This window comes from Mesorhizobium sp. M7A.F.Ca.US.005.03.1.1 (assembly GCF_003997975.1).
Taxonomy (GTDB): domain Bacteria; phylum Pseudomonadota; class Alphaproteobacteria; order Rhizobiales; family Rhizobiaceae; genus Mesorhizobium; species Mesorhizobium ciceri.
Window position 1 is genome coordinate 24,937 of record NZ_RZRO01000068.1, and the last position, 12,264, is coordinate 37,200.

At 63.3% G+C, this 12,264-nt stretch carries 10 protein-coding genes; 8 read left to right on the top strand and 2 right to left on the bottom strand.

The genetic code is table 11. From position 1 onward, the window contains the following. Genes trpC through glp form a run of 3 tightly spaced genes read left to right on the top strand, consistent with a single transcriptional unit; the run spans position 1 to position 2,503 of the window. On the top strand, positions 1 to 813 hold the full coding sequence (trpC, locus tag EN990_RS24180) for an indole-3-glycerol phosphate synthase TrpC (protein ID WP_064995871.1): 813 nt from the start codon (positions 1 to 3) through the stop codon (positions 811 to 813). A gap of 2 nt (positions 814 to 815) precedes the next feature. Next, positions 816 to 1,298 carry a cyclic pyranopterin monophosphate synthase MoaC gene (moaC, locus tag EN990_RS24185; protein ID WP_064995870.1) on the top strand — a complete coding sequence of 161 codons (483 nt, stop codon included), beginning with the start codon at positions 816 to 818 and terminating at the stop codon, positions 1,296 to 1,298. Then, positions 1,298 to 2,503 carry a gephyrin-like molybdotransferase Glp gene (gene glp / locus EN990_RS24190; RefSeq protein ID WP_127385144.1) on the top strand — a complete coding sequence of 402 codons (1,206 nt, stop codon included), beginning with the start codon at positions 1,298 to 1,300 and terminating at the stop codon, positions 2,501 to 2,503. The genes moaC and glp overlap by 1 nt, the downstream gene beginning before the upstream one ends. A 48-nt stretch (positions 2,504 to 2,551) precedes the next feature. Here the strand turns inward: glp and EN990_RS24195 are convergent, their stop codons facing one another. Then, the gene (locus tag EN990_RS24195; protein ID WP_127385143.1) at positions 2,552 to 3,382 is read right to left on the bottom strand and encodes an alpha/beta hydrolase; all 831 of its coding nucleotides are present in this window, start codon (positions 3,380 to 3,382) and stop codon (positions 2,552 to 2,554) included. Between the two features lie 313 nt (positions 3,383 to 3,695). Between EN990_RS24195 and EN990_RS24200 the strand changes: the two genes are divergently transcribed. The 4 genes from EN990_RS24200 to lexA all read left to right on the top strand — a co-directional run bounded on the left by EN990_RS24200 (position 3,696) and on the right by lexA (position 8,630). Then, positions 3,696 to 5,321 (top strand): AMP-binding protein, encoded by a 1,626-nt coding sequence (locus EN990_RS24200; protein ID WP_127369899.1) that lies wholly within the window; start codon positions 3,696 to 3,698, stop codon positions 5,319 to 5,321. Then, entirely contained in the window at positions 5,318 to 6,154 is an 837-nt protein-coding gene (gene kynA / locus EN990_RS24205) for a tryptophan 2,3-dioxygenase (RefSeq protein WP_127369898.1), read from the top strand. Before EN990_RS24200 ends, kynA begins: the two co-directional genes overlap by 4 nt. A 77-nt stretch (positions 6,155 to 6,231) precedes the next feature. Then, a complete protein-coding gene (gene kynU, locus EN990_RS24210; RefSeq protein ID WP_127385142.1) occupies positions 6,232 to 7,479 on the top strand; it encodes a kynureninase in 1,248 nt (415 codons plus the stop codon). Positions 7,480 to 7,889: 410 nt separating this feature from the next. Further along, a complete protein-coding gene (lexA, locus tag EN990_RS24215; protein ID WP_013531746.1) occupies positions 7,890 to 8,630 on the top strand; it encodes a transcriptional repressor LexA in 741 nt (246 codons plus the stop codon). On the opposite strand, the gene EN990_RS24220 is transcribed toward lexA, so the two are convergent. After that, on the bottom strand, positions 8,624 to 11,086 hold the full coding sequence (locus tag EN990_RS24220; RefSeq protein WP_127388403.1) for a ComEC/Rec2 family competence protein: 2,463 nt from the start codon (positions 11,084 to 11,086) through the stop codon (positions 8,624 to 8,626). The two genes, lexA and EN990_RS24220, sit on opposite strands and share 7 nt — an antisense overlap. A gap of 102 nt (positions 11,087 to 11,188) precedes the next feature. On the opposite strand from EN990_RS24220, the gene gltX reads away from it, so the two are divergent. Then, positions 11,189 to 12,264 (top strand): glutamate--tRNA ligase (gene gltX, locus EN990_RS24225; protein ID WP_127388404.1); only part of this gene is annotated, 1,076 nt, incomplete at its 3' end.

Here is a 12,264-nt window from a genome sequence, read left to right on the forward strand (position 1 = left end):
GTGTCTGACATTCTTCGCAAGATCGAGGCCTACAAGCGCGACGAGATCGCGGCGGCAAAGGCACGTGTGCCGCTGGCCGAAATCAAGGCGCGAGCCAAGGACGCCGACGCACCGCGCGGCTTTCTTGCCGCGCTCGAAGCAAAGCGCAAATCCGGCGCCTTTGCGCTGATCGCCGAGATCAAGAAGGCAAGCCCGTCCAAGGGGCTGATCCGCGCCGATTTCGATCCGCCGGCGCTGGCGCAGGCCTATGCCAAGGGTGGCGCTGCCTGTCTTTCGGTGCTGACCGACGCACCGTCCTTCCAGGGCGCGCCGGAATTTCTCACCCGGGCGCGAGCCGCCGTCGCGCTGCCGGCGCTGCGCAAGGATTTCCTGTTCGATCCCTATCAGGTCTACGAAGCCCGCGCCTGGGGCGCGGATGCCATCCTGATCATCATGGCCAGCGTCGACGACGCCCTGGCGAGCGAGCTTGAGGCAACGGCATTCGAACTCGGCATGGATGCGCTGATCGAGGTGCATGATGAGTCCGAGACGCTGCGCGCGCTAAAACTGTCGTCGCGGCTGATCGGCATCAACAACCGCAATCTGAGAACATTTGAAACCAGCCTTAAAACGTCGGAGCGGCTGGCACCCATGGTGCCGGGCGGCCGCCTGCTGGTCAGCGAGAGCGGTATTTTCACCCATGACGACTGCCTCAGGCTGCAAAAGAGCGACATCGGCACTTTTCTTGTCGGCGAGAGCCTGATGCGGCAACAGGACGTCACCACCGCGACGCGCTTGCTTCTGACAGGCAAGGCTTTGGCCGAGGCTATCTGACGATGGTATCAGGCCTGACCCATCTCGGCGCGCAGGGCGAGGCCAACATGGTCGATGTCGGCGACAAGGAAGAAACAACGCGCACGGCGATCGCCGAAGGCTTTGTCGCGATGCAGCCCGAGACGCTGAAGATGATCCTCGCCGGCAACGCCAAGAAGGGTGACGTGCTCGGCACCGCGCGCATTGCCGGCATCATGGCGGCGAAGAAGACGCATGAGCTGATCCCGCTCTGCCATCCGCTGCTGCTGACCAAGGTTTCCGTCGACATCGAGCCGGACCACGCTTTACCTGGCCTGAAGGTCACCGCACTGGCCCGCGTCACCGGCAAGACGGGCGTCGAGATGGAAGCGCTGACGGCCGCTTCGGTAGCCTGCCTGACCATCTACGACATGGCCAAAGCAGTAGACCGCGCCATGGTCATCACCGGCATCTGCCTGGTCGAAAAGACCGGTGGCAAGTCGGGTGACTACAAGGCGAGTTCCTGATGGCGCTGGTTCCTATCGCGGAGGCGCTTGAACGCCTGCTCGATGGTGCGGCACCTCTAGCCGGCGAAAGCCTTCCTCTGTTCGAGGCGGTGGATCGTGTTCTGGCAGAACAGGTCGTGGCACTCCGTACCCAGCCACCTTTCAACGCTTCCGCCATGGATGGCTATGCCGCTCGAGCCGCCGACGTGGCGTCGGTACCATCCAGGCTGTCGGTGATCGGCATGGCGCCGGCCGGACGTGGTTTTGCCGGTAGGATCGGCAAGGCACAAGCGGTGCGCATCTTCACCGGCGCGCCGCTGCCCGAAGGCGCCGACACCATCGTCATCCAGGAGAATGTCCACGACCTCGGCGGCGGCGAAATCGAAGTGACCGAGCCGACGGCGCAATGGCGCAATATCCGCCGCATCGGGCTCGATTTTTCAACAGGCGATGTGCTGCTCGAAAGAGGCCGTTTGCTCGACCCGGCGGCACTGTCGCTGGCAGCATCGGCCAACCATCCCCAGGTCAAGGTGGTAAGACGACCGCTTGTCGCCATCATCGCCACCGGCGACGAATTGCTGCCGCCGGGCAGTAATCTCGGCCCGGACCAGATCATCTCGTCCAATGCCTATGGCGTCGCTGCCACCGCACACTCGGTCGGCGCCCGCGCGCTCGATCTCGGCATTGCCGCCGATCGCAAGGAGGCCATCGCCGAACTGGTGCAAAAAGCGGTGGCGGCCGGTGCGGATGTCATCGTGACGCTTGGTGGCGCCTCGGTCGGCGATCACGACCTGATCCACGATGTGCTGACCGGCGAAGGCATGACGCTCGGCTTCTGGAAGATTGCCATGCGCCCCGGCAAGCCGCTGATGTTCGGCCGCCTCGGCGATATCAGGTGCATCGGCCTGCCCGGCAACCCGGTGGCAAGCCTGGTCTGCTCGCAACTGTTCCTGAAGCCGCTGCTGGCGCGGCTCGGCGGCCGCAACCATCGCCAGGACATTCGCCCAGCGCGACTGGGTGCCGCAATGCCGGCCAATGATTTGCGCCAGGACTATGTCCGAGCCGTGGTCAGGGAAGATGACGGCGCGCTGGTGGCGACGCCGTTCGGCATTCAGGATTCCTCGATGCTGAGAATGCTGGCCGACGCCAACGGGCTGATCGTGCGGGCACCGTTTGCCCCTGCAGCAGCCGCGGGCGAGGCTTGCAGCGTTTTGATGCTGCGCTGAGGAATTCCAGGCAAGCCGTTCATAACAGACGAGAAAGTGATCTCGGCTCTAGCTCGAGATCAAGCTCTGTGTCAGCGGATGCGCCGGATCGGTAAGGCCGTCGACAATGTCGTAGTGATGCCGGTCGGGCTCGACCACGGTGCTGGTGGTGGCGCCAAGGCCGGTCCAGATGTTGGCAAGCAACGTATTCTGGCGCAGGAACTCGGCGCGCTCACCGCCGCCGGCCCAGCAGGTGACGCGGGCGCCATCCATCGGGCGCAGCAGGGCTGGGCTTTCAGCCAGCGCCTCCTCTTCGTCGATTGCCAGGTCCTTGTTCATGCCGGTGCGCATGAGCGGACGCAAATCGTGTAGACCTGAAATCGAAACGACATGGCGTATGCGCCGCGCCACATCCGGCGCCAGAGGCGTGGTTGTCGTCACCATCCGGGTGGCGAGATGGCCGCCGGCCGAATGTCCGGTCAGCATCAGCGGTCCGTCAACCATTGCCGCTGCCTTGCCAATCGCCGCCCCGACTTCCCGGACGATGCCTGCGATGCGTATGTCCGGGCACAGCGTGTAGGAGGGCATCGCAACGGCGAAGCCGCTGCCGACCGCGCCCTTGGCGAGATGCGACCACAAGCTCTTGTCGGTCTCCAGCCAGTAACCGCCATGGATAATCACCACCAGTCCTTTGGGCGCGGCCTTGGGAAGGAAAAGATCGAGCCGATTGCGCGACCCGTCGCCATAGGCGATGTCGAGCCGTGCCCGGCTCTCTGCCGAGAGCGCATCGCGGAATGCTGCCGCTGGCTCCGCCCAGGCGGCTGGCCAACGGTCGCTGCCGGCGATGTTCGCACCGTTGGCATAGGCATCATCCCAATCGACGATGTGACGTTCGAACATCTGCGCCCTCCCCCAAAACGGCATCGCTTCTCCGCCAGCAATGGCCAACGCCACGACATGCGTCAATGCTCCAGGGCAAAAACACTTTAGGCTTGAAACAAATTTCGACTGGTGCGATCCTGCCCGTACGAACAGCCGACAATGGGAGGTCTGCTGTGCTGCCCTCACCTGCAGATGTTCACCCCTTCTGGGCGCATCTCCGAGCAGGCGCCATGGGCAGCACGAAGCCTCCTCAGAGCAGGACCTTAGGATCCACCACATCCAGCCAAGGCGCATTGCGCATTGGCCAGGCAGCAGACGGGAGAGCGGCGACATGCTTGGGCCTTCAGCGCATATCGACACGTTCACGCGCGATCACCTGCCGCCGACGGAGCAATGGCCCGATATACTGCTCGACGGCTTCGACTATCCCGAACGCCTCAACGCCGGTGTCGAACTTACCGACCGGCTGGTCGAGAAGGGCCTCGGCGACCGCACAGCCCTGATCGGCAATGGCCGCCGCCGCACCTATAAGGAACTGTCGGACTGGACGAACAGGCTCGCCCACGCGCTGGTCGAGAATTATGGCGTCGAGCCCGGCAACCGGGTGCTGATCCGCTCGGCCAACAACCCCGCCATGGTCGCCTGCTGGCTGGCTGCCACCAAGGTCGGCGCCGTGGTCGTCAACACCATGCCTATGCTGCGCGCCGGCGAACTGGCCAAGATCGTCGACAAGGCGGAAATCACCGTCGCGCTCTGCGACACCAGGCTGATGGACGAGATGACCGCCTGCGCCAAGGACAGCACCTTCCTCAAACAGGTCATAGGCTTCGACGGCACCGCCAACCATGATGCCGAGCTCGATCGTGCCGCTCTCGACAAGCCGGTGACATTCACCGCCGTCAACACCGGCTGCGACGATGTCGCGCTGCTCGGCTTCACCTCGGGCACGACAGGCGTGCCGAAGGCGACGATGCATTTCCACCGCGACCTCCTGATCATCGCCGACGCCTATGCCCGCGAAATCCTGGAGGTGACGCCGGACGACATCTTCGTCGGCTCGCCGCCGCTGGCCTTCACCTTCGGCCTTGGCGGGCTCGCTATCTTTCCCCTGCGCTTCGGTGCGGCGGCGACGCTGCTGGAGCAGGCGACGCCACCCAACATGATCCACATCATCGAGACCTACAAAGCCACGATCTCCTTCACCGCACCGACTGCCTACCGCGCCATGCTGAAGGCCATGGATGAAGGTGCCGATTTGTCTTCGCTGCGGGTTGCCGTTTCAGCCGGCGAAACCTTGCCCGCTCCGGTTTTCGAAGAGTGGACGCAAAAGACCGGCAAGCCGATCCTCGACGGCATCGGCGCCACCGAAATGCTGCACATCTTCATCTCCAACCGCTTTGGCGACATGAAGCCCGCGTCGACCGGCAAGCCGGTCGGCGGCTACGAGGCGCGCATCGTCGACGACGAGATGCGCGAAGTACCGCGCGGCGCGACCGGCAGGCTGGCGGTGCGCGGCCCGACCGGCTGCCGCTACATGGCCGATATCAGGCAGAAGGACTACGTGCGCGACGGCTGGAACATCACCGGCGACACCTTCACGCAGGACGAGGACGGCTTCTTCCATTTCGCCGCGCGCTCCGACGATATGATCGTCAGCGCCGGCTACAACATTGCCGGCCCCGAGGTCGAGGCCGCACTTCTGTCACATCCCGACGTCGCCGAATGCGCGGTGATCGGCGCCGAGGACGCCGAGCGCGGCCAGATCGTCGAGGCGCATGTCGTGCTGGTGCAGGGCGTGGCGCCTGACGCATTGACCACCAAGCGCCTGCAGGACCATGTCAAGGCGACGATCGCGCCCTACAAATACCCGCGATCGGTGAAATTCATTGCTGCTTTGCCCAAGACCCAGACCGGCAAGATCCAGCGCTTCCGGCTGCGCACGGAGAAAGTCAATTGAGCGAGCCCTACGATCCGGCGTCCGAAGGCGCACAGATGTCGTTCAACGAGCGCATGTCGTACAGCGACTATCTGCACCTGGAGAAAGTGCTGGAGGCGCAGACGCCGCTGTCGTCGGCGCATGACGAGATGCTGTTCATCATCCAGCACCAGACCTCGGAACTGTGGATGAAGCTCGCTTTGCACGAGATTGGCGCCGCGATCCGCTCGATCCGCGCCGACCGGCTCGAGCCGAGCTTCAAGATGCTGTCGCGAGTCGCGCGCATCTTCGAGCAGCTGAACAATGCCTGGGATGTGCTGCGGACGATGACGCCCAGCGAATATACCGAGTTTCGCGACGCGCTCGGCCAGTCCTCGGGTTTTCAGTCCTGGCAGTATCGCGCCATCGAGTTCATGGCCGGCAACCGCAACCTGGCCATGCTCGGCCCTCACAAGCATCGGCCTGACCTCAGCGGAAAGCTGGAAGCCATTCTGGCCGAGCCATCGCTCTACGACGAAGCGCTGCTGCTTTTGGCGCGCAACGGATTCGACATCGGTGCCGATGCCAGGCGCACGGACTGGCGTGAGACGCGAACCGAGAATGAAGAGGTCCTGGTCGCCTGGCAGACTATCTACCGCGATCCGCAGCGCTACTGGATGTTCTACGAACTGGCCGAGAAGCTGGTCGACTTCGAGGATTATTTCCGCCGCTGGCGCTTCAACCACGTCACCACGGTGGAGCGCATCATCGGTCTGAAGCGCGGCACCGGCGGCACGTCGGGTGCTTCGTATCTGAAGAAAATGCTCGAGGTCGTGCTGTTTCCGGAGCTGTGGACGATCCGCACCCGGCTCTGACATCATCGAAATGAGAACAGGCTCACTGAAGGGACGCTCTGTGGCGGGAACCCTTCGCGAACAACCGGGGACTGACCATGAGTGGAATTCCTGATCTCGCCGCAGTCGAAGCGATGGATGCCACGGATCCGCTGCGGGCCATGCGCGACCGTTTCATTCTGCCGGAGGGGGTGATCTATCTCGACGGCAATTCACTGGGGGCAGCATCTCATGCCGTTTTCGGCGAGCTGCAGCAGGCGGCGACGCAGGAATGGGCCCGAGATCTTATCCGAGCCTGGAACACGGCCGGATGGTTCGAGATGCCGATCGAACTCGGTGACCAGCTCGGACGCCTGATAGGAGCCGCGGCCGGCCAGACCGTCGTCTGCGACACGACATCGACCAACATCTACAAGGTGCTGCACGCAGCGATGGAGATGCGGCCCGGCCGGTCAGCCATCGTCGCCGAAGGTGACAGTTTTCCCACCGACCTGTACATCGCCGAAGGCGTGGCCTCGACCCGGGATGGCGTCCTGCTGCGCCTCGCGGGCGTCGACGCGCCGACCATCGAAGAGCTAATCGACGAAAACGTCGCGGTGGTGCTGGTCAACCACGTCAATTACAAATCGGGTGAACTGCGCGACATGGCGGCGCTGACGCGCAGGGCTCATGCGGCCGGAGCGCTGATCGTCTGGGATCTCTGCCACACCGCCGGCGCCCTGCCCGTCGAGCTCGATCAGGCAAATGCCGATTTCGCTGTCGGCTGCACGTACAAGTACCTCAACGGCGGTCCGGGCGCGCCGGCCTTCATCTATGCCGCACAGCGCCACCACGGCGATATCAGCCAGCCGCTCAGCGGCTGGTGGGGCCATGCGCGGCCCTTTGCCTTCGAACGGGGTTATGTTGCCGGCGCCGGCATCCGCCGTTTTCTGTGCGGTACGCAACCGGTCCTGTCGATGCGGGCGCTCAAAGGCGCGCTTGCCATCTGGAGCGACGTCGACATGGCGGCATTGCGAAAGAAGAGCGTCGCGCAGACAGAACTGTTCATCCAGCTCGTCGAAGCCAAGTGCGGCGCCTACGGTCTCGCGCTGGAGACTACCCGCGACGCGACCAGGCGCGGCAGCCAGGTGTCGTTCCTTCACGACCATGGCTATCAAATCATGCGGGCGCTGATCGAGCGCGGGGTGATCGGTGACTTCCGCGCACCGTCGACCATCCGTTTCGGCTTCACGCCGCTCTATGTCAGCTACAAGGATGTGTGGCTGGCGGTTGAGGTTCTGGAAGACATTCTGCGCACGGGTGCATGGAAGGACCAGCGTTTCGCCGTCAAGGAAGCCGTTACCTGACGCACCGATCCCGGCGATCCGCCGTCGCTGCCCTCACTGCCTGGCAAATGACGGAGAGCTGAATTTCCAGCCAAAATGCCCAACTGACGTTGGCGTTTTGGCTCCGTTTCGTTCACGGCCAACCAACGTCCCGAAGGTTGCAATCGCTCCTTGTCGAGGTCGATCGACAGATAATGCCAAGCTTTGGTAGGGGATAAGCCACAGGTCATTAACCATAACAATTTCAATGTGAGCAGGCGCATTGCCGAAGGTGGCGCCCGTCGATCGTAACCCGCTGGCAAGCGCCAAATAATTTCAGCAGCCTTAACAAATTCATTAAACTTTAAACGGTTGCAGAACACAACTGGAACAGATAGTGTTTGTTCTGGGTTTGTTTTTCGATTCTGGTTTCAGGGAACCTGGGGGCCGCCATGCTGACACGCAAGCAACATGAACTGCTGATGTTCATCCATGAACGCCTGAAGGAGAGCGGCATTCCGCCATCCTTCGACGAGATGAAGGAGGCGCTCGACCTTGCCTCCAAATCCGGGATTCATCGGCTGATCACGGCCCTTGAGGAGCGCGGCTTTATCCGCCGGCTGCCCAATCGGGCCCGCGCGCTGGAAGTGCTGCGGCTGCCGGACTCCATCGCGCCAGGCCTCAATGCGGCAAAGAAGTTTTCGCCAAGCGTCATCCAGGGCAGTCTTGGTCAGGGTGGTGCTCTTGGCCGGCAGATCAAGCCGGCGCCTTCGCGGATGCCTTCGCCCGGCAATGACGACGATGCGGTCTCTGCCGTTTCGATCCCGGTCATGGGTCGCATCGCCGCCGGCGTGCCGATCGATGCCATCCAACATCAGACGCATTCGATTTCGGTGCCGCCGGACATGATCATGGGCGGCGCGCACTATGCACTGGAGGTCAAGGGCGATTCGATGATCGAGGCCGGCATCTTCGACGGCGACACCGTTATCATCCGTAACGCCGACACGGCCAGCCCCGGCGAGATCATCGTGGCGCTGGTCGATGAAGAGGAAGCGACGCTGAAGCGGTTCCGCCGCAAGGGCGCCTCGATTGCCCTCGAAGCCGCCAATCCAGCCTATGAGACACGGATTTTCGGGCCGGACAGGGTCAAGGTGCAAGGCAAGCTCGTCGGCCTGATCCGTCGCTACTGAGACGGCTGTGGGTTGACCACTGGCTTCTCGGGTTTCTTGAAGGGTGCCAGCCCCCTCGCCTCGCGAGAGTATTTGCGTTGCGTGTGCCAGGGCCGATATGGGCTGTCCACCGCGAAGCTGATCGTCGCCGGCGTGGTCGCCGATTGGCGATCGAAGAAGACCGCGGCACTGCCTTTGCGAGCCAGTTGCCGCTTGGTGATGACCAGAACCAGCGGGTTGTGACAGGCGTCATAGGCGGTGGCGTCGTTGACGACGATCAGCTCGGCGAAGCCGCAGGCTTTCCAGGTGTCCTTGCGGTCCTCGACATAGGCAATGATCGCACCGGACATGTGCCTGGCCACGCAAACGCCTGAGGAGCAATAGAACGGCGATCCCGGCGGTAGCTCAACGGCATCCGCGACGTCGAATTGCCCATCGCTGTTGTCGAACACTTCCGGAACGACGATGGTTTCCGATGTCAGCGCGCGTTTCCAGTTGTCGACGGTGAATCCATTCGGCCGTTGCCGGCTAACGGCAAGCTCACCGCCACCGATCGGCAACGCCACCAGCCGGGCGTCTTCCGAGATCAGCACATCGGGCGTGCGCGTATCCGAGACGGTCAGCAAGCCTGCCAACGCGAATGGCAGAGCCGCGAGCCGCAGCCATGTCGTCGCCATCGTCGCGATGACCAGGGCAATGGCCACCAGCAGGACCGACTGTTGCGAAATCAGCCCGACCCCATCGACAGGCGAACGCTCGGAGATCCAGCCCGATATGGCGATCATCATCGTCCGGCCCTTGCCCATCAGGTAGAGAGCTGGCCAATCCAATCCGAAAGGCATCAGCAGCGCGCTGGCGACGGCCAGGAACATGACGACGGTGACGATCGGCATAACCGCGAGATTGGCGAACAGGCTGAGCGGCGACACACGCTGAAAATGCCAGATGGCAAACAGCGTCGTGGCGCTGCCGGCGATGATCGAGGTCATGGCCAGACCAATTGCCGCCAGCAGGAATTTTCGTGTCAGGAACCCGGGCAAGGATCGCTTCGGCGGCGGCGGTCTTGCTTTTCCCGCGCGGTGATCCGCCCAGCCGGCATAAGCGCCGACCAGAGCCGCGGTCGCGGCGAACGACATCTGAAAACTCGGGCCGACCACCTCATGCGGCGACACCACGATGACGGCGATCGCCGAGATCGCCAGATTGCGCATGGTGAGTGCTGCTCGATCGAACAGAACTGCAATCAGCATCACTGCCAGCATGATGAAGCTGCGCTCGGCGGCGACGACGATACCTGAGATGACGAGGTAGGCTGCGATCGAGAACAGTGCGGCGGCAGCGGCATACTTCTTGACCGGGCGACGCGCGGAAAGATCGGGAAACAAGGCGAAGGCGCCGCGCAGCAACCCCATGATGGTGCCGGCGACCAGAGCCATATGCAGCCCCGAAATGGAGATGATGTGGTAGATGCCGGTACGTCGCATCGCCTCATTGATGTCGTCGGGAATGCCGGCGCGCACGCCGACGATCAGCGCCGCGGCGATCTCGCCTTCGGCGCCGCCGACGCTCGCCCTGATATGGTCGGCGATGCCTTCACGGGCATTTTCCACGCTGGAGGAAATTCGGGCCGACAGCGGCATGTCGCCATCATCGCTGACGACAAGCTTTGGATTGCCGAGAAAGAATCCGCTGCCACCAATGCCGGCAAAATAGCTGTCGAAGGAGAAATCATAGCTGTCCGGTCGCACCGGCCCGGTCGGCGGCAAAAGCTTGGCATATCCAGTGATGAGCGAGCCTGCGGTCACGTCAGCCGGGATCTTGCGTGCCGAAAGCCGTACCCGTTCCGGCGCATAGCGCAGTTTCGGTCTTGCGGTCGATGTTACGTCGATGGTCAGCCGGATACGGCCAGTTTCCATCCGGTCGAGCGAGACGACGCGGCCGGTCACCTGCGTCGAGATTTCCGAGCCCAACATTTGTGTGCCCGCACGCCACGTCTCGACCTTGGCAGCAAGCAGTCCTAGGGCGCACAAAAGTGCCGCCATGAAACACAGATGGGTCTTTGGCCATGAGCGCGAGACCAGCGCACAGATCCCCGTCAGGATGACAACCGCGACAGGTCTCGCAAAGTCGGGTTCAGCCGTCAGCGAAAAATAGCCGATCGCTCCGATCGCAAGGCAGACCGGCACCAGCAGGAAGGCCACGCCCCGGTCGAGTTCCAGGCTCGCCGCCATGTTCACGCTGTGGCGCAGGCGTGGCAGTGATATCAGGCCGATCTGCCGGCGCACGCGCACGATCCTGCCGGTTCCGGCAACAGGAACAGAGGCGGCGATACCCGTTTGCAAGGGCAGCTTGCCGGAATCCGGCACGAGGGGCGACGGCGGCGGCAATGAGGCTGGCAGAGGCGCAAACAGGGACCGTTCGCTGACGCCAATGGCAGCGTCCTCGCCCTGATCCGAGCCCCAGCCTCGTCCAGCCATCGGGTCTGCCCCTTGCGCCCTCGACACCCTATGCTACATGAACGCGCAAAGCGCGAAAGTCCGCGCGACCGCACCCCGCTTCAGATGGTTTCCGAGAGTTCCATGTCCGACAAGGTCGTCACCCGTTTTGCCCCCTCGCCCACCGGCTATTTGCACATAGGCGGCGCGCGCACGGCGCTGTTCAACTGGCTGTATGCAAAGCATACCGGCGGCACGATGCTGCTGCGCATCGAGGACACCGATCGCGAACGCTCCAATGAAGCCGCGACGGCTGCCATCCTCGACGGGCTTTCCTGGCTTGGCCTGAGCTGGGACGGCGAGCCGGTGTCGCAGTTCGAGCGTGCGCCCCGCCACCGCGAGGTGGCCGAGGAGCTCGTGCGCATGGGCAAGGCCTATTATTGCTACGCCACGCCAGCCGAACTGGAGGCCATGCGCGAGGCCGCCAGAGCCAAGGGGCTGCCACCCCGCTACGATGGCCGCTGGCGCGACCGCGACCCCTCAGAGGCACCCGCAGGCGCCAAGGGCGCCATCCGCATCAAGGCGCCGACCGAAGGCGAGACCGTCGTCCATGACCGGGTCCAGGGCGACGTGCGCTTTCCCAACAAGGATCTCGATGACTTCATCATCCTGCGTTCCGACGGCAATCCCACTTACATGCATGCCGTCGTCGTCGATGATCATGACATGGCCGTCACCCACATCATTCGCGGCGATGATCATCTGACCAATGCCGCCCGCCAGACCGTCATCTACAACGCCATGGGCTGGGACGTGCCGTCCATGTCGCATATCCCGCTGATCCACGGCGCCGATGGCGCCAAGCTATCGAAGCGGCACGGCGCGCTTGGCGTCGAGGCCTATCGCGCCATGGGCTACCTGCCGGAGGCGCTGCTCAACTACCTGGCGCGTCTCGGCTGGAGCCATGGCGACGACGAGATCATGTCGATCAAGGACATGATCTCCTGGTTCGACATAGGCGATGTCAACAAGGGCGCGGCGCGCTTCGACTTCGCCAAGCTGGAGGCAATCAACGGCGCGCATATGCGCCGCATGAGCGATGCCGAACTGTTCGACATCTTCATCGCCACCCTGCCCTACCTCGAAGGTGGCCCGGCGATCGCCGCACGCCTGAACGACAGCACCAAGGCGCAGTTGCTGGCAGCGCTTCCGGGCCTGAA

What these genes read in the sequence shown, in the direction of transcription:
- EN990_RS24220 (WP_127388403.1), bottom strand. Translation starts at nt 11,086, where the DNA reads ATGGCTGGACGAGGCTGGGGCTCGGATCAGGGCGAGGACGCTGCCATT.
- moaC (WP_064995870.1), top strand. Translation starts at nt 816, where the DNA reads ATGGTATCAGGCCTGACCCATCTCGGCGCGCAGGGCGAGGCCAACATG.
- EN990_RS24200 (WP_127369899.1), top strand. Translation starts at nt 3,696, where the DNA reads ATGCTTGGGCCTTCAGCGCATATCGACACGTTCACGCGCGATCACCTG.
- EN990_RS24195 (WP_127385143.1), bottom strand. Translation starts at nt 3,382, where the DNA reads ATGTTCGAACGTCACATCGTCGATTGGGATGATGCCTATGCCAACGGT.
- lexA (WP_013531746.1), top strand. Translation starts at nt 7,890, where the DNA reads ATGCTGACACGCAAGCAACATGAACTGCTGATGTTCATCCATGAACGC.
- kynU (WP_127385142.1), top strand. Translation starts at nt 6,232, where the DNA reads ATGAGTGGAATTCCTGATCTCGCCGCAGTCGAAGCGATGGATGCCACG.
- glp (WP_127385144.1), top strand. Translation starts at nt 1,298, where the DNA reads ATGGCGCTGGTTCCTATCGCGGAGGCGCTTGAACGCCTGCTCGATGGT.